This is a genomic window from Streptomyces sp. NRRL F-5755 (assembly GCF_001279365.1).
Lineage (GTDB): Bacteria > Actinomycetota > Actinomycetes > Streptomycetales > Streptomycetaceae > Streptomyces > Streptomyces rimosus.
The window spans coordinates 1-19,260 of record NZ_LGCW01000319.1 but is presented as its reverse complement, the minus strand read 5'-3'; the positions used below and the strand labels follow the sequence as shown (position 1 = coordinate 19,260).

At 72.7% G+C, this 19,260-nt stretch carries 16 protein-coding genes; 6 read left to right on the top strand and 10 right to left on the bottom strand.

Annotation, left to right across the window (positions count from 1 at the left end):
* Positions 1-10: 10 nt before the first annotated feature.
* Complete coding sequence (locus ADK86_RS38530; protein WP_078952551.1) at positions 11-1,282, bottom strand: ROK family transcriptional regulator; 1,272 nt, start codon at positions 1,280-1,282, stop codon at positions 11-13.
* 96 nt (positions 1,283-1,378) lie between these two features.
* Between ADK86_RS38530 and ADK86_RS38525 the strand changes: the two genes are divergently transcribed.
* Complete coding sequence (locus ADK86_RS38525) at positions 1,379-2,641, top strand: MFS transporter (RefSeq protein ID WP_053700826.1); 1,263 nt, start codon at positions 1,379-1,381, stop codon at positions 2,639-2,641.
* A gap of 10 nt (positions 2,642-2,651) precedes the next feature.
* Here the strand turns inward: ADK86_RS38525 and ADK86_RS38520 are convergent, their stop codons facing one another.
* Positions 2,652-3,122: an acyl-CoA thioesterase gene (locus ADK86_RS38520; protein ID WP_030375145.1), complete on the bottom strand. Its 471-nt coding sequence runs from the start codon at positions 3,120-3,122 to the stop codon at positions 2,652-2,654.
* Between the two features lie 254 nt (positions 3,123-3,376).
* On the opposite strand from ADK86_RS38520, the gene ADK86_RS38515 reads away from it, so the two are divergent.
* Positions 3,377-4,798, top strand: coding sequence for a uracil-xanthine permease family protein (locus ADK86_RS38515; RefSeq protein ID WP_053700825.1), 1,422 nt, complete (start codon positions 3,377-3,379; stop codon positions 4,796-4,798).
* Between the two features lie 10 nt (positions 4,799-4,808).
* Here ADK86_RS38515 and ADK86_RS38510 read toward each other — a convergent pair whose 3' ends face one another.
* Complete coding sequence (locus tag ADK86_RS38510) at positions 4,809-5,261, bottom strand: phospholipase (protein ID WP_053700824.1); 453 nt, start codon at positions 5,259-5,261, stop codon at positions 4,809-4,811.
* 219 nt (positions 5,262-5,480) lie between these two features.
* On the opposite strand from ADK86_RS38510, the gene ADK86_RS38505 reads away from it, so the two are divergent.
* On the top strand, positions 5,481-6,233 hold the full coding sequence (locus ADK86_RS38505) for a DUF5995 family protein (RefSeq protein WP_267888836.1): 753 nt from the start codon (positions 5,481-5,483) through the stop codon (positions 6,231-6,233).
* Between the two features lie 56 nt (positions 6,234-6,289).
* Here ADK86_RS38505 and ADK86_RS38500 read toward each other — a convergent pair whose 3' ends face one another.
* Together ADK86_RS38500 and ADK86_RS38495 are read right to left on the bottom strand one after the other, a co-directional pair.
* Positions 6,290-7,990 carry a flavin monoamine oxidase family protein gene (locus ADK86_RS38500; RefSeq protein WP_030375148.1) on the bottom strand — a complete coding sequence of 567 codons (1,701 nt, stop codon included), beginning with the start codon at positions 7,988-7,990 and terminating at the stop codon, positions 6,290-6,292.
* Positions 7,991-8,116: 126 nt separating this feature from the next.
* A complete protein-coding gene (locus ADK86_RS38495; RefSeq protein WP_053700822.1) occupies positions 8,117-8,914 on the bottom strand; it encodes a carbon-nitrogen hydrolase family protein in 798 nt (265 codons plus the stop codon).
* A gap of 399 nt (positions 8,915-9,313) precedes the next feature.
* On the opposite strand from ADK86_RS38495, the gene ADK86_RS38490 reads away from it, so the two are divergent.
* Entirely contained in the window at positions 9,314-9,943 is a 630-nt protein-coding gene (locus ADK86_RS38490) for a hypothetical protein (RefSeq protein WP_053700821.1), read from the top strand.
* A 137-nt stretch (positions 9,944-10,080) separates the two neighbouring features.
* Entirely contained in the window at positions 10,081-11,091 is a 1,011-nt protein-coding gene (locus ADK86_RS38485; protein ID WP_053700840.1) for a YdcF family protein, read from the top strand.
* Positions 11,092-11,337: 246 nt separating this feature from the next.
* Here the strand turns inward: ADK86_RS38485 and ADK86_RS38480 are convergent, their stop codons facing one another.
* From ADK86_RS38480 to ADK86_RS38470, 3 genes are all read right to left on the bottom strand, one after another.
* Positions 11,338-11,787, bottom strand: a complete 450-nt coding sequence (locus ADK86_RS38480; protein ID WP_053700820.1) for an Lrp/AsnC family transcriptional regulator — start codon at positions 11,785-11,787, stop codon at positions 11,338-11,340.
* A 19-nt stretch (positions 11,788-11,806) separates the two neighbouring features.
* Positions 11,807-13,282, bottom strand: coding sequence for an amino acid permease (locus ADK86_RS38475; RefSeq protein ID WP_053700819.1), 1,476 nt, complete (start codon positions 13,280-13,282; stop codon positions 11,807-11,809).
* Between the two features lie 366 nt (positions 13,283-13,648).
* Complete coding sequence (locus tag ADK86_RS38470) at positions 13,649-15,088, bottom strand: GuaB1 family IMP dehydrogenase-related protein (protein WP_053700818.1); 1,440 nt, start codon at positions 15,086-15,088, stop codon at positions 13,649-13,651.
* A gap of 483 nt (positions 15,089-15,571) precedes the next feature.
* On the opposite strand from ADK86_RS38470, the gene ADK86_RS38465 reads away from it, so the two are divergent.
* Positions 15,572-16,711 carry a PP2C family protein-serine/threonine phosphatase gene (locus tag ADK86_RS38465; RefSeq protein WP_053700817.1) on the top strand — a complete coding sequence of 380 codons (1,140 nt, stop codon included), beginning with the start codon at positions 15,572-15,574 and terminating at the stop codon, positions 16,709-16,711.
* Between the two features lie 79 nt (positions 16,712-16,790).
* Here the strand turns inward: ADK86_RS38465 and ADK86_RS38460 are convergent, their stop codons facing one another.
* A complete protein-coding gene (locus tag ADK86_RS38460; RefSeq protein ID WP_053700816.1) occupies positions 16,791-17,843 on the bottom strand; it encodes a hemolysin family protein in 1,053 nt (350 codons plus the stop codon).
* Positions 17,840-19,180 carry a hemolysin family protein gene (locus ADK86_RS38455; RefSeq protein ID WP_053700839.1) on the bottom strand — a complete coding sequence of 447 codons (1,341 nt, stop codon included), beginning with the start codon at positions 19,178-19,180 and terminating at the stop codon, positions 17,840-17,842. The genes ADK86_RS38460 and ADK86_RS38455 overlap by 4 nt, the downstream gene beginning before the upstream one ends.
* Positions 19,181-19,260: the final 80 nt, after the last annotated feature.

Genomic DNA, 19,260 nt, shown 5'->3' with positions numbered 1-19,260 from the left:
CGGCCGTTACTCAGCCCGCGGGTCCGAACAGGTCGTCCTGCGCCGCGTCCATCGCGGCGAGCACCGCGCCGCGCAGCACCGCCCGGCCGCCGACCGTGCCCGCGCGCACCTCGGTGTGCAGCGGGGACATCCGGGCGAGGTGGCCGGCGACCCGCTCGGCCAGCGCGTCGCCGCCCGCGCGGCCGGTCTCGCCGCCGAGGACGACACAGCCGGGGTCCAGTACGGCGCAGACGGCCGCGGCCCCGAGGGCGATCCGGGCGGCCAGCGCGTCCAGGAAGGCGGCCCCGGCCCCGCCCGCGTGGACGGCGGCGCGGACCAGCGCCTCGGCGGGGGGCGCGCCGGGGTCGGGCTCGCCTGGGGCGCCCCCCTCCGTCCCGCCCGCCTCGATCCCGTACTCGGCGGCCAGTCCGCACACCGCCGCCGAGCCCGCCAGCGAGTGGAAGCCGCCGTCGCAGCCCGCGGCGGTGGGCAGCCCGCCCGTGCCCGGTACGGGCAGGAAGCCGATCTCGCCCGTGCCGCCCGAGGCACCGCGCCGCAGCCGGCCGTCCAGGACGACGGCGGCGCCGGTGCCGTGGCCGAGCCAGAGCAGCACGAAGGTGTCGCGACCGCGCGCGGCGCCATCGCGCTGTTCCGCGATGGCGGCGAGGTTGACCTCGTTCTCCAGCAGGACGGGCGCGGCGGGCAGGGCGCCGAGCGCCGTGACGAGCGCGGCGTGCCAGGCGGGCACCCCATCGGTGCCGCGGAAGCGCCCGGTGGCCGGGTCCACCAGGCCGGGCGCGCCGACGGCGACGGTGTGCGGCCGGGCCGCCCCGGCCGCGCCGAGCAGTTTCTCCAGGGCGGCGACGCCGTTCGCCGCCGCCTGCACGGGGTCCGTGTCCGGGCCGGCCGGGACGGCGGTCTCGGCCTGCACCCGGCCGAGCAGATCGGCGACCGCGATTGTGGCACTGTCCGCACGCAGGTCCACGGCGGCCAGGTGGGCCCGGTCGGCGACGATCCCGTACAGCCGGGCGTTGGGCCCGCGCCGCCGCGCGCCGGACTCGCCGACCACCGCGATCAGCCCGGCGGCCTGGAGGCGCTCGACGAGGTCGGCGACGGTCGGCCGGGACAGGCCGGTGCCGGCCTTCAGCTCCCCGGCGGTCAACGGGCCCTCGTTCTGGAGGAGTTGAAGGGCCAGCCGGTCGTTGATCGCCCGTGCGGTGCTCGGTGAGGCGGTGCGCGGGGTGGCGCGTACCGGGGCCGGTGCGGTGGGGCGGCCGGGAGCGGTTCCGCGCGTCTCGTCCATGACCGGATCCTTCCAGACCTCTCCGGACGGGCCGCGGCACGGTGCGCCGGAGGAATCTTCTTTTTATCAGGCAGGGTTCCTGATAATTTAACGCGCATGGATGGCACCGGCGTTCCCGACGCGGCTTCCGCGGCCGCCCCACCCCCCGAACCGCCCTCCGGACAGCGCTTCACCCCCGCCCGGCTGCGCCGCGCCCGCTGGTCCGTGGCCGTGGTCTTCCTCGTGCACGGGTCGGTGGCCGGCAGCTTCGCCACCCGCGTCCCCTGGATCCAGGACCATGCCCGGATCGGCGCGGGCCAGCTGGGCCTGGCCCTCGCCTTCCCGGCGATCGGCGCGTTCCTCGCGATGCCCCTGGCCGGCCGGATCAGCCACCGCCTGGGCGCCCGCACCGCACTGCGCCTCCTGCTCGCCCTGTGGACGCTCTCCCTCGCCCTGCCCGCCCTCTCCCCCAACCTGTACGGACTGTGCGGCGCCCTCCTCGTGTACGGCGCGACCTCCGGCACGGCGGACGTGGCGATGAACGCGCTGGGGGTGGAGACCGAGAACCGGCTCGGCAAGCCGATCATGTCGGGGCTGCACGGCATGTGGAGCGTGGGCGCCCTGCTCGGCTCGGCGGCCGGTACGGCCGCGGCGCACGCCGCCACCGACGCGCGGCTGCACCTGGCCGTCGCCGCGCTGGTCTCCACCACGCTGGGCGCCCTGGCCTGCCGCGGCGTGCTGGACCTGCGCAGCGCCGCCGACGAGCACCCGCCGCCGCGCTTCGCGCTGCCCCCGAAGTCCGCGCTGATCATCGGCGCGGTCGGGTTCTGCGCGGTGTTCGCGGAGGGCGCCAGCCTGGACTGGTCGGCGGTCTACCTGCGTGACGTACTGGGCACCGACCCGGGCCTGGCGGCGGCCTCGACCACCGCCCTGACCTGCACCATGGCGGTGGCCCGGCTGGCGGGGGACGCGGTGGTCGCCCGGTTCGGGCCGGTGCGCACGGTACGGGCCAGTGGTGCGCTGGCGACGGCGGGCGGCCTGCTGATCGTGCTGGCCCGGCACCCCGCGATGGCGGTGACCGGGTTCGCGCTGATCGGACTGGGCATCGCGGTCGTGGTGCCGCTGGCGTTCGCGGCGGCGGGACGCAGCGGCCCGGCGCCCAGCCAGGCCATCGCGGGCGTCGCCACCGTCACGTACACCTCCAGCCTGATCGCCCCGTCCGCCATCGGCTCGATCGCCCAGGCCACCTCGCTGACCGGCTCGTTCGTGCTGGTCACGGCGCTGGCCTGCGGGCTGGTCCTGGGCGCGGGGGTGCTGCGGGTGCCGGGCCGGGACGCCGCGGGACGCGACGCGGTACCGGCCGGCGACCTGAAGCCGTAGCCGGAACGGCTCAGGCGGCCTGCGCCTCCGGGTGCAGCAGCTCGGCGGCTATCTCACGGGCGTGGTCCGACCAGGGCGTGGGCCGCAGCGCCTGCGGGTCGACGCGCACCAGGACGCGGTGGCCGCGCGCGTAGGTCTGCTCGCCGTCCGCGGAGCAGAGCCGGAAGCCGTACGTCAGGCCGGTCCGGCCCAGGCGCTCGACCCACAGGTGGGCGGCGTAGTAGCCGGGCCGGGTGACCGGCTGCTCGTACGAGACCTTCATCTCCTTGATGACGTTGCACATGTCGCCGGCCGCCGCCCAGTCCCCGTCGAAGCCGAAGCCGCGGGCGTGCCAGAACTCGGCCCAGGCTCGCTCGACGAGCAGCGGGTAGCGGGAGTTGTGGAGCATGCCGAGCGCGTCGAGGTCGTCGAAGTGCACGGTGACGGGGACCAGCTGTCCGTACGGGACGGCGGGGGCGGCCTCAAGGGCTTCGACGCTCACGGGGTGGTGCTCCTGGTTCTGCGGCGGTCGGCGGCGCGGGTACGGCGGACGCCGCCCGATGCTGTTGACTGTTCAAGAAGTGGACCCGGCCATCGTAAGCGGCTGCTTAAAATGCTCCGGCCGCCGGGGCGGGCAGCACCGTCCCACGGGCCGGTCCGCAGGCCGCGAGCGGCCTTATCCCGACTTAACATGGCCCGGCCGGCACCCCGTCCGGCCGATCCCCCCCGCGACGTACGTGAAGAAGTGGAGCACTCATGGGCCTCGGTGTGCGCTGGACCGTGCACGGCGACGGGCGCACCCCCGCCCCCGGAGCCGTCGTCCGCCCGGACGAACGGCTGTCCTGGCCGCGCACCGCCGGCCTGGGCGCGCAGCACGTGGTGGCCATGTTCGGGGCCAGCTTCGTCGCGCCCGTCCTGATGGGCCTGGACCCGAACCTCGCCATCATGATGTCGGGCGTCTCGACCGTCATCTTCCTGCTGGCGACCCGCGGCCGGGTGCCGTCCTACCTCGGCTGCTCGCTGTCCTTCGTCGGCGTCGCGGCCGTCATCCGCGCGCAGGGCGGCAGCAGCGCCACCGTCACCGGCGCGGTCTTCGTCGTCGGCGCGGCGCTCTTCCTCGTGGGCCTCGCGGTCCAGCGGTTCGGCGCGCGGATCATCCACGCGGCGATGCCGCCGGTGGTCACCGGCGCGGTCGTGATGCTCATCGGCTTCAACCTGGCGCCGGTGACGGCCAGCACGTACTGGCCGCAGGACCAGTGGGTGGCACTGCTGACCATGCTCTTCACCGGTCTGGCCGTGGTCTGCCTGCGCGGCTTCTGGTCGCGGATCGCGATCTTCCTGGGGCTGGTCTTCGGGTACGGCATCTCCTGGCTGTTCGACCTGGTCTTCGGCAAGATCCACGCGGCGAACGGCGCCGGGCAGATCACCGACCACTGGCGCCTGGACCTGTCGGGCGTCGGCAAGGCCGAGTGGATCGGCCTGCCGTCCTTCCACGCTCCGTCCTTCCAGTGGTCCGCCGTCCTGGTCGCGCTGCCCGTGGTGATCGCGCTGGTCGCGGAGAACGCCGGGCACGTCAAGGCGGTCGGCGAGATGACCGGCGATCCGCTCGACGACAAGCTGGGCACCGCGATCTCCGCCGACGGCGCGGGCTCGATGCTCTCCACCGCGCTCGGCGGCCCGCCCAACACCACGTACTCCGAGAACATCGGCGTGATGGCGGCGACCCGCGTCTACTCCACCGCGGCCTACTGGGCGGCGGCCGCTTTCGCCCTGCTCTTCGGGCTGTGCCCGAAGTTCGGCGCGGTGGTGGCCGCGATCCCCGGCGGCGTGCTGGGCGGCATCACCGTGATCCTGTACGGCATGATCGGCCTGCTCGGCGCGCAGATCTGGGTGCACAACAAGGTGGACCTGCGCAATCCGCTGAACCTGGTGCCGGTCGCCGCGGGCGTCATCATCGGCATCGGCGGCGTCAGCCTGAAGATCAGCGACAACTTCGAGCTGGGCGGCATCGCGCTCGGCACGATCGTGGTGCTCTCCGGCTACCACGTACTGCGCGCGCTGGCCCCCGCGCACCTCAAGGGGCAGGAACCGCTGCTCGACGAGGGGACCAGCGCGTACGACGAGGAGGCGGCGCCCCGGAAGCCGGCGGGGCCGAAGAAGCCGGGGACGACCGCCTGAGCCTGGCGTATCAGCCGAGGTTCTTGACCGCCTCGTAGTAGGTCCACGCGAGCGCGTCGCACGAGGTCTTCTTGGCGCCGGTGTACTTGGCGCAGACCCGCTTGAGGTCCTCGTACAGCGCGCTGTCCAGGCGCGGCTTGTTCGCGGGGAAGGTGCCGGCCTTCTTGTGGTTGCGGTAGCCGAAGTCGTGGCGGGCGCAGGACGTCTCGAAGGGGAAGCCGAAGGGGTTGTCGGGCGACTTGGAGCAGTGGTCGGTGCTCCAGTCGAACTGGTACGCCGCCCACTTCGCCTGGTTGCCGCGGGCCGCGAGCCAGCCGTTGTAGCTGCCGGCGTCGGTCTGCGTCCAGCCGGCCAGCACCCTCGCCTTGTCGGCGGGGACGGCCTGGGCCGGAGCGGCGGCCGCCACCAGCGCGGTGACGGTCATGGCCGAGGCGGACAGAGCGGCGACGAGTCTTCGGGACATCCTTCAACCTCCGGGGACACCGCGGCCCTTCGGCAGGATCGGGCCGCTGCTTGAAGGCTGAAAATATTCGGTTTGAACGACCGGCGGTGGTGTTGTGGCTGAACAGTGATCAGCGGCCGGGCGGCGCACGGACAAGGGGGCGCGCCGCCGGTTACCCCGATCCGGTCATCCGCCGCCGGGCCGCCTCTGCGGTGGGTACCCGACTGTCACGCTGTGCGCATGACGACGACTCACCAGGCCCCGGGCGGCCCGGCGGTGTGCCCCGACGCGGCCCGGCCGGGCCCGGCCGCCGAGCACGTTCCCGCGCCACCGGCTCCCGTGGCCGCGGTCCTGGCCCGGATGCGCGTAGTGGAGGCCACGCTTCCGCCCGCCGACGGCATCGCGGTCTTCAACCGGGTGTACCTGTCCGTCACGGAGGAGATCGCCCGGCGCCTCGGCGCGGGCGGCTTCCAGGACTCCGCGGCGGCGGGCGAGCTGGACGCGGTGTTCGCCCGGCGCTATCTCGCCGCGGTGGACGCGGCCGGCGCCGGCCTGACCGTCCCGGCCTGCTGGCGCCCGCTGTTCCAGCTGCGCCGCCACCCGGGCGTACGGCCCCTGCAGTTCGCGCTGGCCGGGATCAACGCCCACATCGGGCACGACCTGGCGCTGGCCGTGGTGGACACCTGCCGTGTCCTGGGGTGCGAACCGGGCGCGCTGGCCGCCGACTTCGACCGCGTGGGCGACCTCCTGACGGGCCTGGAGGAGCGCATCCGGGAAAGCCTGATGCCCGGACCCGACCTGCTGGACATCGCCGACCCGCTCACCCACCTGGCCGGTTCCTGGAGCCTGGAGATGGCCCGGGACGGCGCCTGGGCGGCGGCCCGGGTGCTGTGGAGCCTGCGCGGCCTGCCGGAGACGGCCGAGGAGTTCACCGAACGGCTCGGCTCGGGCGTGGGCCTGGTCGGCCGCTGCCTGCTGACGCCCCTGGGCTGAGGGGGCGCGGATTCCGCCGGGTCCCGTACGGCATGCCGTACGGGACCCGTTTCCCGTCAGTCCTCCGGCAGCTCGACCGGCGCGATCTCGTCGTACACGTCACCGGGGCCCGGGTTGGCCGCGTCCGTGCTGCCGCCGAAGTGGGTCATCACGCCCCACACCGCGTTCAGCGCGGTCTGCACGGCGCCCTCGGCCCAGCCGGCCGTCCAGGAGATGTCGTCGCCCGCGAGGAAGAGGCCGCGCTTGTCCTCGGGCAGCCGGTCCTGCATGAAGTGGGTGAACAGCCGCCGCTGGTAGCGATAGTGGCCGGGCAGGTTGGCCTTGAACGCGCCCATGAAGTAGGGCTCGTTCTCCCAGGAGACGGTCACCGGGTTGCCGATGATGTGCTTCCTGATGTCGACCTTCGGATAGATCTCCGAGAGCGACTTGAGCATGACCTCCATACGGTCGTTGGCGTTCAGCGGCAGCCACTTGAGGCTGTCGTCGCACCACGTGTAGGAGAGGCAGATGACGGCCGGCTTGTCGGGGCCGTCGTCGAGCAGGTAGGTGCCGCGGGTCATCCGGTCGGTGAGCGTCATGCTCATCACGTCCCGGCCAGTCTCGTTGCCCTCGTCGTCGACGGCCTTGTCCAGCCAGAACGGCCGGTCGACCGGCACGAACAGCTTGGAGGACTCCATGTAGTGGGTGCGCTCCATCGCCGTCCAGTGGTCGATGGGGAACAGCGCGTCGTCACAGGCGATCTTCGACAGCAGCATCCAGGACTGCGCGGTGAAGACGGCCGCCTCGTACGTACGGATGTCGCCGTCGGCGTCGGTGACGGTGATGCGGTTGCCGGCCGTACGGTGCAGCCGGGTGACCGCCGGGCGCGGCGTGCCGTCGTGCAGGGAGGACAGCGAGGTGCCCGGCGCCCAGTGGACGAGCTTCTCCGGCTCGCGCTCCCACAGGCGCAGCGGCAGCTGCTGGCTGCCGCCGACGATGCCGCGGTGGTGGTCGTCGGCCTCGGTGTAGACGACGCGCAGGATCTCCAGGATGGAGTTGGGGAAGTCGGTGTCCCAGCCGCCGGTGCCGAAGCCGACCTGGCCGAAGATCTCGCGGTGCCGGAAGGACTTGAAGGCGGTGGAGTCGCAGAGGTACCCGTAGAAGGTCTGGTTGTCGAGCTTCTCGACCAGGCGCGACCAGATCTCCCGGATGCGCGGCACATCGCGCTCGCGGATGGCGCGGTTCATGTCGGAGAAGTCCGCGCCCTCCTCCAGGCAGGCGTTCCAGGCGTCCATGACCTGGTGGTAGACCTCGGGCAGGTCCTCGACGGTGCGCGCGTAGTGGGTCTCGCCCTTGAGGTCGACGACCGTGGAGGGGGTGTCGGGCGCGAGCGGGTTGGGGAACGGCTTGGTCTTCAGGCCGACGAGGTCGATGTAGTGCTGGAGCGCCGTGGAGGACGGCGGGAAGCGCATCGCGCCCATCTCGGCGGTCAGCTCCGGGTCGCAGCCCTCGAAGCCGACGGTGCGCAGCCGGCCGCCTATCTGGTCCGCCTCGTAGACGACGGGCTTGAGGCCCATCTTCATCAGCTCGTAGGCCGTGATGATCCCCGACAGGCCGCCGCCGATGACGGCGACCTCCTTGCCGTGCTCCGTCGCGGGCACCTGGCCGAGGCCCGCCGGGTGGGCCAGGAAGTCGTCGTACGCGTACGGGAAGTCCGGCCCGAACATGGTGATGGGCGGCTGGGCGTCCGCGTGCTGGGCGGCGGTGGGCACGGTCATCGGTACGGACTCCTTGCGAGCGGGTGCTGAGGGGGGTGGGTGCGCGCGGGCGCGCGGGCAGGCGTGGGGGCGGCGCGGTGGCGCCGCTGTGGGGTTTTCTTCAGGCCGGTGTCAGAGGCGGCGCGGTCAGGTCAGCGAGCCGTAGAGACCGGGGCGCCGGTCGGCGAGGTACGGATTGTCCTCCCGCGACCGCTTGAGCAGGTCCGCGTCCACGTCGCCGAACACCAGCTCCTCGCCGCGTCCGGCGCGGGCGCGCACGGTGCCGTCGGGCCCGGCCAGGCAGCTCAGCCCGACGAACTCGAACTCGCCCTCCGGGCCCGTCCGGTTGACGTAGGCGATGTAGAGCTGGCTCTCGAAGGCCCGTACCGGAATCAGCGATTCGGCGACGAACTGGAAGGGGTGCAGCTGGGCGGTGGGCACCAGCAGCAGGTCGGTGCCGGCCAGCGCGTGGGCGCGGACGTTCTCCGGGAACTCCACGTCGTAGCAGATCATCAGGCCGATCCGGAGACCGTCCAGCTCGGCCTGGACGACCGGGCCGTCCCCCGGCGTGAACCACTCGCGCTCGAAGCAGCCGAAGAGGTGGGTCTTGCGGTAGTTGGCCAGCGGCTGCCCTTCGGGGCCGATCAGCTGTGCCGAGTTGTAGACCGTCGCGCCGTCGCGCTCCGGATAGCCGTAGAGCACCGCGATGCCGTGCTCGGCGGCTATTCGGGCCACCGTCCGGGCGGCCGGGCCGTCGGCGGGCTCGGCGAGCCGGTGCAGGTCCTCACCAATAGCGTAGCCCGTCAGGAACAGCTCCGGGCAGACGAGCAGCCCGGCACCGCCCGCCGCCGCCTCGCGCGCGGCGTCCTCGACGGCCCGCAGGTTCTGCGCGACATCGCCGGGCCGTCCCGAACTCTGGAGCAGGGCGGTGCGCAGCGACGACATGGGACCCCTCGGAGGACACGTGCGGACGAACGGCGGCCGGCCCGGCACCGTTGCGGTGCGGCCGTGGCCCGGCGATCGGCGGGACGCCTAGACGGTACGGTCCGCCGAACCGCCCGTACAAGGCGTCACCATTGCGTGCCGATGGCTGTTTCGTTGCGTGTTGTACGGCTGATACGGCGATTCGTTGCGCCCGGCGTTCCGGGCCGTGCCGCAGGTTCCGTGCCGCCGGACGGACGGCGTCCGCTCCCCCGGTACGCCTCCGGTCGCAGGCCGGTCCCCCGCGCGGCGGAACGGGGGTCGCTCCCGGGCCCGATGTGGCGCACACGGCCGGACGGCATCGTACGAGGCACCCGGAGAGGCCGGGGGAACGCTCACGATTCTGTCGGGGGAAGATCCGTCATGAACCGTTCGGACCGCCGTCACAGCACCCAGCCCACGCGCACCACCGCCCGCAGATACCTCCGGATCGTCGCCGTCTCGGCCGCGGTCCTGCTGGCCGCGGGGGCGGGCGGCTCCGCGCTCGCCGTACCCCCGCCCGACGCGGCGCACCCGGTGCCGCGCGCCACCGCCGCGCAGAGCGCCACCCATCAGCCCGGCGACCCGCGGCTGACCGGGTCCGCGAAGCTCCGCCGCGCCGACGGCGACGATGTCCGCTTCTCCTTCGACGCGCGCTTCCGCAGGGACGAGACGCCCGACAAGGCGCGTGGCACCTTCGCGTTCCGGCACGTCGGCAAGACGACGAGCGGCTGGGCGAAAGGCCGTATCGACTGCCTGGTGACCGGTGGCAAGGTCGCGGTGGCCAGCGGCATCGTCACCGCGACCGACGTGGCGGGCCTCAAGGGCAAGCGGGTCGGCTTCTCCGTGCACGACCGGGGACCGGGCCGGGCCGACCGGCTCGGCTACAGCTGGGCGTCCACCAACGACCCGACGGCCACCAAGGATCTCCCCAAGTGCGTCAGTTCGGCGCCGTTCGAGACGGTGGAGCGCGGGGACTTCACGGTCGTGCCGTGGGACGTTCCGGTGAGTTGACCGCGTCCTGCCGCGGGGACTGGGGCACACCGGCCGGTGCCCGCGGCATCGGCATCGGCATCGGCATCGGCATCGGCATCGGCATCGGCATCGGCATCGGCATCGGGTCCATGATCGCCCCGCCTTACGATGTGGCCATGCTCGCGTACGCCCTGCCGGCCCTCTTCTTCGTCCTGTTCCTCGTCGGTGTGCTGCGCGACCGGCGCCGCTTCAGCAACGCCGTCCACCTGGGCCTGACCGTCGTCTTCCTCGTCCCGGCCCTGCTCATACAACTGCGCCAACTGCCGACGCCGGCGGCCGTCGCGGCCGCCGTGCTCATCCTCCTGCTGCCCACGCTCGGCGTCCTCGTCCTCGGCGTCTTCCTGATCCTCAACGGCGTGAAGATGGTCCGCAAGGAAGGCCGCAGCCTGGCGAACCTGCTGTCGCTGCTGGCCGGGCTGGGGATCTTCGCGGTGACCGCCCTGCTGATCACGGCCGCCTCCACCGGGTCGCGCACCCTGATCGTGATCTCCGCCACGACCCTGCTGGTGCTCGGCTACGTCTCCTTCCTCTTCCTGTGCTTCGTCGGCTACGCCTTCCTCTACGGACGGTTGCGGGTGCGCCGCAACGCGGACTTCGTGGTGGTGCTGGGCTCCGGGCTGATCGGCGGCACGCGCGTACCGCCACTGCTGGCCAACCGGCTGGAGCGGGCCCGCGCCGTGTACGAGCGCCAGGCGCGGCGCGGCAACCCGCCGCTGCTGCTCACCTCCGGCGGCCAGGGCCCGGACGAACAGCTCCCGGAGTCCCGGGCGATGGCGGCCTATCTGACCGAGCGCGGCTTCCCCGCGGACCGCATCCTGTGCGAGGAGCAGTCCCGCACGACGGAGGAGAACCTGGCGTACAGCAAGGAGATCATGGACCGTATGGTGCCGGACCACCGCTGTGTGATCGTCACGAACAACTACCACGTGCTGCGCGCCGCGATCCTGGCCCGCCACGCCGGCATCAACGGCCAGGTCGTCGGCGCCCCCACCGCCGCCTACTTCTGGCCCAGCGCCACCATCCGCGAATTCGCCGCGGTCTTCCTCTCCTACAAGCTCGTCAACCTGGGCATCTGCGCCCTGCTCGTGCTGGGCGGGGTGCTGGCGTGGTGGAGCGGGCGGGGGTGAGGGGGCCGCGTACCGGGACTTCGTGCCGGGACCGCGTACGGGATCAGCCGCCGGGCGTCTCGTCGAGGGCGGGCATCGGGGCGCCGCCCGGGTGCCACCGGTCGAGGAACGCGGGCTGCCGGCGTCATGCCGCCATGATCGGGCACTGCTGCCCACCGGCCCGGACATGGGAGCCGGGCATGGGAGCCCGGACCCGGGGCCGGGACGGCCGGCGCCGGTTCGCCGGTTCCGGGAACCGGCACCCCCTCACCCCGGCGACCCCGAACTGAACCGCCGCAGCAGCGGCGAAAGAACAAGCACCGACTTGGTGCGTTCGACGAACGGCTCGCCCGCGATGCGTTCCAGTACCCGTTCGAAGTGGCGCATGTCGGAGGCGAAGACCTGGACGATGGCGTCCGCCTCACCGGTGACGGTGGAGGCGGACGCCACTTCCGGATAGCGCGCCAGACCCCGGTGGATGGCGTCCGGCGAGGTGTTGCGGCGGCAGAACAGCTCGATGAACCCCTCGGTCTCCCAGCCCAGCGCCGCCGGGTCCACCCGGACGGTGAACCCGGTGATGGCGCCCTCGGTCCGCAGCCGGTCCACCCGGCGTTTGACCGCCGGGGCGGAGAGTCCGACCTCCGCCCCGATGTCGGCGTAGGAGCGGCGGGCGTCCTCCGCCAGGGCATGGACGATGCGCTGGTCGAGTTCGTTCATCTGTCGCACTGCGGGTGGATCACTTCTCTGCGGTGGCCAATCGGGAGCGGCGCATGCCGTAGACGAAGTAGACCACGAGCCCGACGACCATCCAGACACCGAAGACCACCCAGGTGACCGGGCCGAGGCTGCTCATCATGTACAGGCACAGCAGGAAGCCGATCGCGGGGAAGACCGGCGCCAGCGGCGTGCGGAAGGAGCGCGGCATGTCCGGCTTGGTGAAGCGCAGCACGATCACCGCGACGTTGACCAGCGCGAAGGCGAAGAGCGTGCCGATGCTGGTGGCGTCGGTGAGCTGGCCGAGCGGGACGGCGGCGGCCAGGATGCCGCAGAACAGCGAGACGATCACGGTGTTGGCGCGCGGGACGCCGGTCTTCGGGTGGACCTTGGAGAACACCTTCGGCACCAGGCCGTCGCGGGACATCGCGAACAGGACACGGGTCTGGCCGTAGAGGACCGTCAGGACGACGCTGGCGATGGCGATGACGGCACCGGCGGCGAGCAGCACGGCCCAGAAGCTCTGGCCGGTGACCTCCTTCATGATGCCGGCGAGCGCGGCCTCCGAGCCCTCGAAGCCCTTCCAGGACCGGGCGCCCACGGCCACCGCGGCGACCAGGCAGTACAGCGCGGTGACGATGATCAGCGAGAGCATGATCGCGCGCGGCAGGTCCCGCTGCGGATTCTTGGCCTCCTCGCCCGCCGTGGAGGCGGCGTCGAAGCCGATGTACGAGAAGAAGAGCGTGGCCCCGGCGCCGCTGACGCCGGCGATGCCCAGCGGCATGAAGTTGGCGTAGTTGCCGGAGCTGATGCCCTGGGCCGCGACGCCGCAGAACAGCAGCAGTGCGACGATCTTGACGGCCACCATGATCGTGTTGGCGCGGGCGCTCTCCTTGGCGCCGCCCAGCAGGAAGACCATGGCCAGCATGACGACGACCAGCGCCGGGAGGTTGAAGATCCCGCCACCGCCGGGCGGCGCGGACAGCGCCTCGGGGAGGGTGACGCCGATGGTGCCGGACAGCAGTTCGTTGAGGTACTCGCCCCAGCCGACCGCGACGGCCGCGACCGAGACGCCGTACTCAAGGATCATGCACCAGCCGCAGACCCAGGCGACCAGCTCGCCGAGGGTCGCGTAGGCGTAGGAGTACGAGGAGCCGGAGACCGGGATGGAGCCGGCCAGCTCCGCGTAGGACAGCGCGGAGAACAGGGCGGTGATGCCGGCGATGACGAACGAGATGATGACGGCCGGGCCGGCCTTGGGCACCGCGTCGCCGAGGACGACGAAGATGCCGGTGCCCAGCGTGGCACCGATGCTGATCATGGTCAGCTGCCACATGCCCATCGAGCGGCGGAGGGTGCCGCCCTCGCCCTGGCCGCCCTCGGCCACCAGCTGTTCGACGGGCTTGCGCCGCATCAGCCGGGCGCCGAGGCCCCCGGAGGGAACGGGGGGCCGGGGGTCGCTGCCCGCCGCGGGCGGGGCTGCGCCGTGCTCCAACACAGGGGTGGCTCCTTCATCACTGCCGGTCAAGGTGGCGGACGACCGACAGCGGGCCCCGTGCGCGGGTACGACGAAACAACCCGCGACAAGGAAGGGGGGACCGCCGAGCAGGCGGTCCCCGCCACTCCACGTACAGCGCATGACTGTACGGGGCGGTTATGAGATGCCGTAATGCAGGTTCCTTGCGCAACCGTGAACATTTGTTGCGCACCTGGTCCGCGAGCGGTCGTTCGTTGCACACAAACGACAAATCTCATCGGTTGGACGTTCCCGCACATCCCGCCGCACAAACGCGTCCGGCCCCGCACCGAGGCGATCGGTGCGGGGCCGGACGGCCGTGTTCCCCTGTCTCGGGGCGGCGGGAGATCAGCTCCAGCTGGCGTGCAGCGGCTTGCCCTCCGCATAGCCGGCGGCGCTCTGCACGCCGACGACGGCCTTCTCCGCGAACTCCTCCAGGGAGGCCGCGCCCGCGTACGTGCAGGAGCTGCGGACGCCCGCGATGATCGAGTCGATCAGGTCCTCGACGCCGGGACGGGCCGGGTCGACGAACATCTTCGAGGTGGAGATGCCCTCCTCGAAGAGCGCCTTGCGCGCCCGGTCGTACGCCGATTCCTCACTCGTACGGTTGCGGACCGCACGCGCCGAGGCCATGCCGAAGCTCTCCTTGTACGGACGCCCGTCGGCGGTGTGCTGGAGGTCGCCGGGCGACTCGTACGTACCGGCGAACCAGGAGCCGATCATGACGTTGGAGGCGCCGGCGGCCAGCGCCATCGCCACGTCGCGCGGGTGGCGCACGCCGCCGTCCGCCCAGACGTGCTTGCCGTACTTCTTCGCCTCGGCGGCGCACTCCAGGACGGCGGAGAACTGCGGGCGGCCCACGCCGGTCATCATGCGGGTGGTGCACATGGCGCCCGGGCCCACGCCGACCTTGATGATGTCCGCGCCGGCCTCGATGAGGTCGCGCACGCCGTCGGCGGCGACGATGTTGCCGGCCACGATCGGCACCTGCGGGTCCAGCGCCCGTACGGCCTTGACCGCGCTGATCATCGACTCCTGGTGGCCGTGCGCGGTGTCCACCACGAGCGTGTCCACACCGGCTGCCAGCAGGGCCTTCGCCTTGCCGGCCACATCGCCGTTGATGCCCACGGCGGCGGCGATGCGCAGCTTGCCGTCGGCGTCCGTCGCGGGCTTGTACAGCGTCGCGCGGAGGGCGCCCTTGCGGGTCAGGATGCCCGCCAGCATGCCGTCCGCGTCGACCGCGGGGGCCAGCTTGCGGTTGGCGGCGTCGAGCCGGTTGAACGCCTCGCGCGGGTCGATGTCCGCGTCCAGGACCAGCAGGTCCTTGGACATCACCTCGGCGACCTGCGTGAAGCGGTCCACGCCGGTCAGGTCGTGCTCGGTGACGATGCCGACGGGGCGGCCGCCCTCGACGACGATCCCGGCGCCGTGTGCCCGCTTGGGCAGCAGCGCCAGGGCGTCCGCGACGGTGGAGACCGGGGACAGCACGATCGGGGTGTCCAGGACCAGGTGACGGCGCTTGACCCAGCCGACGACCTCGGTGACGACCTCGATGGGGATGTCCTGCGGGATGACGACCAGGCCGCCGCGGCGGGCCACGGTCTCGGCCATCCGGCGGCCGGCGATGGCGGTCATGTTCGCGACCACCAGCGGGATGGTCGTGCCGGTGCCGTCCGGCGAGGCCAGGTCCACACCCTGGCGGGAGCCGACCGCGGAGCGGCCGGGCACCATGAACACATCGTCGTACGTCAGGTCGTACGGCGGCTTGGCATCGTTCAGAAACTTCATACTGGCTCTCTCACCTGCGGATTCACTGCTCGGGCGGGTGGGGAGTCAGCCAACGGACCGGCACCGGTCAGGCAGCGGCTCCTAGGACATCATCCCTGATGAGTGCGGCTCGGGGCGAACCGGTGTTCCCACCGCCCCGCCCGCCGGCCTCCGCCGGAGCGGCGTCGAAGCCCACGACGGGAACTCTCACACACCGCGACTTCGTTACTCTGTGTAGTGAAGATTGCCGGTGTTCGATGGCATGGACGGCCGGTCACCTGCGGTTCGACATCGATCCGACCATATGACAGATCCGTAGGTTCTCCCTGGCCAGCAGGTGGGTAGAACCGTGTACAGGCCGCTTCGGGTGTCGATCCGCCAGGGTCGACGGGCCGACGGGAGCCTGGGCGATCGCTTCGCAAATGAATACGTACAGTAACCGCGATGCGGGGAGCGCCGGCCGGCCGAGGCGGGCCCGCCTCGGCCGTGGGGAAAGGGGAGGACATGCGCGAAGTCCGACAGGGCGCCCTGCTGCTGCTCACGGCCCTGGCCGGAGCCGCGGTCGCGGCCGGGGACCTGGCGCTGGGACCGGACATCGGCCTGACCGGGCTGCTGATGTTCGGCCCGCTGGTCGCCGCCACCAGACTCGAAGGAGCGTGCACCGCCGCGGTCTCGTTCGCCGCCCTGCTCCTGGGCGTGGCCGTCGCCGCACACGAACACACCCTCAGCCGCACCGACCAGCTGCTGTCCCTGACCGTGCTCGCCGCCGCCGCTGCCTACGCGACCTGGGCCTCCGACCGGCAGGCGGCCCTGGACAGTCAGCTTGCCGGGGTCGCGGCCGCCGCGCAGCGCGCGATCCTGCGGCCCACCTCGTTCCGGGTCAGCGGCGCCTCGGTGTGCGCCCGCTACCGCTCCGCCGCGCCGCGCGCCGTCATCGGCGGCGATCTGTACGCCTTCGCCGACACCCCGAGCGGCCTGCGGGTGCTGATCGGCGACGTACGCGGCAAGGGCCTGGAGGCGGTCCGCCTGTCCGCGGCGGCCATAGGGCACTTCCGCGACTGCGCCTACACCCGCAGCAACCTCGCCGAGGTGGTCGAGGAGACCGACCGGCGGCTGATCGACGACCTCGGCCCGGAGGACTTCATCACCGCCGTGATCGCCGAGATATCCCCGGGGCGGCTGCGGCTGGTCAACTGCGGCCACCACCCGCCCCTGCACCTGCCCGCCGCCGGCCCGCCCGTCCTGCTCACCCCGGCCGAGCCGACCACGCCCATCGGGCTGTATCCGATGCCCCGCGTCCAGGAGGTGGAGCTGTCCCCCGGCGACCGGCTGCTGCTCTACACCGACGGCCTCGCCGAGGCCCGGGACCCGCACGGCACGATGATCGATCTGGCCGGCCTGCTGCCGGCCTGCTCGCTGCCCGATCTCAACGACGCGATCGAGGCCGTGCTGTCGACGATGTGCCGGCACACCCACGGCGCCCAGGACGACGACGTCGCCCTCGTCCTGGTCGAGCTGGAGCCCAGCCTGCCCCGGCAGCACCACGCCCACACCCCGCCCGCCGTCACGGCCACCAGCGCCGAGCGGCCCGGCGAGCCCTGCGAACCCGCCTGCCCCTCGCCCTCGGCCGCGGTCTCCGACTGACGCCCGGCCGCCGCTCCGCCACCGTGCTCCGCTCATCGATCCGCTCATCGATCCGCCCATCGATCCGCCCATCGACCGCTCATTGATCCGCTCCTCGGGCCGCACCCCGGGCCCGGTCCGGGCCCGGCGGGCCCACCAGCTCCCCCAGTACGTCCGTCATCGTGACGAAGCCGAGCACCTCGCCCTGCTCGCCGCCGACCGCGGCCAGCTGGGTGCCGGCCGCCCGCATCGTGGTCAGGGTGTCGTCCAGCGGGGTGTCGCGGTGCACGCGCGGCACGGGGCGCAGCGCCTTCCGGGGGAACGGCCGGTCGCGCTCGACGACGCCGAGGGTGTCCTTGATGTGCAGGTAACCGAGGACCGTACCGGCCGGGCCGGTCACCGGCAGCCGGGAGAACCCGGCGCGGGCCGCGGTGCGTTCCAGCTCGTCCGGGGTCACATGCCGATCGACGGTGACCATCTCCGACAGCGGGACGAGCAGATCGCCGACCGGCCGCTGCCCCAGTTCCAGCGCGTCCCGCAGCCGCTCGCCGCCGGTGTCGGAGAGCAGCCCGGCGTGCCGGGAGTCCTGGACGATACGGGCGAGTTCCTCGTCCGTGAAGGCGGCGGCGACCTCGTTCGCCGGCTCGATCCGGACCAGCCGTAGCAGCGTGTTGGCCAGGGCGTTGATGCTCACGACGACGGGGCGCAGCGCGCGGGTGAGGGCCACCAGCGGCGGCCCCAGCAGCAGCGCGGAACGTTCGGGCGCGGCCAGCGCAATGTTCTTGGGGACCATCTCCCCGACGAGCATGTGCAAGTACGTGGCCAGGGCCAGCGCCAGGACGAACGCGACCGGGTGCACCAGTCCGTGCGGGACGTGCACCGCCGTGAACAGCGGCTCGGCGAGGTGCGCGATGGCGGGCTCGGCCATCGCACCCAGCAGCAACGAGGAGGCGGTGACGCCCAGTTGGGCGGTGGCGAGCATCTCGGAGAGGTGTTCCAGACCCCACAGCACCCGTTCGGCCCGCCGGTCCCCGTCCTTGGCGCGCGGCTCGATCTGACTGCGCCGTACGGAGATCATCGCGAACTCGCCGCCGACGAAGAAGGCGTTGCTGACCAAGGTCAGCGCGGCGACGGCCAGCTGAACCACCGTCATGCCCGCTCCCTCCCGCCGTCGTCGGCCCGGGCCACCGGCGAGGACGCACCGGCGGGCGCGGTCAGCCGTACCCGCTCGGCCCGGTGTCTGCGCACGTCCAGCACCGTCAGCCGCCAGCCCCCGGCGCACACCTCGTCGCCGGGCTCCGGAATCCGCCCCAGCCGGGTCGCGAGCAGTCCGGCCAGCGTCTCGTACGGCCCGTCGGGCGCCTCCAGGCCGATCCCCGCCAGCCCGTCCAGGCGCAGGGCGCCGTCCGCCTCCCAGGACCGCGCCCCGGTCCGCAGCAGGTCAGGGCCCTCGTCCGGGTCGTGCTCGTCCCGTACGTCGCCGACCATCTCCTCGACGATGTCCTCCAGGGTGACGATCCCGGCCGTACCCCCGTACTCGTCGATCACCACCGCCATCGTCCGGACGGTGCGCAGCCGGTCCAGCAGCCGGTCGACGGGCAGCGACTCCGGCACCCGCAGGGGGTCGATGGCCAGCTCCGCGACCGTGGTGGCGGTCCGCTCCGCGGGGTCGAGGGCGAGCACGTCGCGGATGTGGACGGTGCCGATGACCTCGTCCAGGCCGCCCCGGTACACGGGGAAGCGGGACAGGCCGGTGGCCAGGGTGAGGGTGGCCGCGTCGGCGGCGGTGGCCCGCGCCTCCAGGGCGAGCACGTCGACCCGCGGCGTCATGACGTTCTGGGCCGTCAGCTCGCCCAGGTGCAGGGTCCGTACGAACAGTTCCGCCGAGTCGGCGGGCAGGGCGCCCTCCTCGGCCGAGTACCGGGCGAGCGCGACCAGCTCGGCCGGGCTGCGGGAGGACGCCAGTTCCTCGGTGGGCTCCAGCCCGAAGCGCCGGACGATCCGGTTGGCGGACCGGTTCAGGTGACGGATGAACGGCGCGAAGACGGCGCTGAAGGCGCGCAGCGGGCCGGCCACCAGCCGGGCCACGGCCAGCGGCCGGGAGATCGCCCAGTTCTTGGGCACCAGTTCGCCGACGACCATCAGCACCACGGTGGACACGCCCACCCCGAGCGCGGACGCGACGCCGGGCACCACCGTGCCCGGCAGCCCGGCCGCCGCGAGCGGGCCGCGCAGCAGCGCAGCCAGCGACGGTTCCGCGAGCATGCCGATGACGAGCGAGGTGACGGTGATGCCCAGTTGCGCGCCGGACAGCTGGAACGCGAGCGCGCGCACCGCGCTCAGCACCCCCTCGGCGCCCCGCTCCCCCGCCTCCGCCGCGCGCTCCACCTCGCTGCGCTCGACCGTCGTCAGCGAGAACTCCGCCGCCACGAACACGGCACAGGCCAGCGTGAGCGCCAACGCCACCAGTAGGAGCAGCACCTCGGCCACCACGTCACCTCCCGCCGCACCTCGGTGCCCGGAGGGGGGAGGGTGAAACATCGGGGGTGGCGGGGCGGACGGCGGGGGGG

Excerpts from the sequence above, each read along its gene's own strand:
- ADK86_RS38480 (WP_053700820.1), bottom strand. The coding sequence starts at position 11,787 with ATGAACGAACTCGACCAGCGCATCGTCCATGCCCTGGCGGAGGACGCC.
- ADK86_RS38470 (WP_053700818.1), bottom strand. The coding sequence starts at position 15,088 with ATGAAGTTTCTGAACGATGCCAAGCCGCCGTACGACCTGACGTACGAC.
- ADK86_RS38490 (WP_053700821.1), top strand. The coding sequence starts at position 9,314 with ATGAACCGTTCGGACCGCCGTCACAGCACCCAGCCCACGCGCACCACC.
- ADK86_RS38465 (WP_053700817.1), top strand. The coding sequence starts at position 15,572 with ATGCGCGAAGTCCGACAGGGCGCCCTGCTGCTGCTCACGGCCCTGGCC.
- ADK86_RS38495 (WP_053700822.1), bottom strand. The coding sequence starts at position 8,914 with ATGTCGTCGCTGCGCACCGCCCTGCTCCAGAGTTCGGGACGGCCCGGC.
- ADK86_RS38460 (WP_053700816.1), bottom strand. The coding sequence starts at position 17,843 with ATGACGGTGGTTCAGCTGGCCGTCGCCGCGCTGACCTTGGTCAGCAAC.
- ADK86_RS38515 (WP_053700825.1), top strand. The coding sequence starts at position 3,377 with ATGGGCCTCGGTGTGCGCTGGACCGTGCACGGCGACGGGCGCACCCCC.
- ADK86_RS38510 (WP_053700824.1), bottom strand. The coding sequence starts at position 5,261 with ATGTCCCGAAGACTCGTCGCCGCTCTGTCCGCCTCGGCCATGACCGTC.
- ADK86_RS38530 (WP_078952551.1), bottom strand. The coding sequence starts at position 1,282 with ATGGACGAGACGCGCGGAACCGCTCCCGGCCGCCCCACCGCACCGGCC.
- ADK86_RS38525 (WP_053700826.1), top strand. The coding sequence starts at position 1,379 with ATGGATGGCACCGGCGTTCCCGACGCGGCTTCCGCGGCCGCCCCACCC.
- ADK86_RS38485 (WP_053700840.1), top strand. The coding sequence starts at position 10,081 with ATGCTCGCGTACGCCCTGCCGGCCCTCTTCTTCGTCCTGTTCCTCGTC.
- ADK86_RS38500 (WP_030375148.1), bottom strand. The coding sequence starts at position 7,990 with ATGACCGTGCCCACCGCCGCCCAGCACGCGGACGCCCAGCCGCCCATC.
- ADK86_RS38505 (WP_267888836.1), top strand. The coding sequence starts at position 5,481 with ATGACGACGACTCACCAGGCCCCGGGCGGCCCGGCGGTGTGCCCCGAC.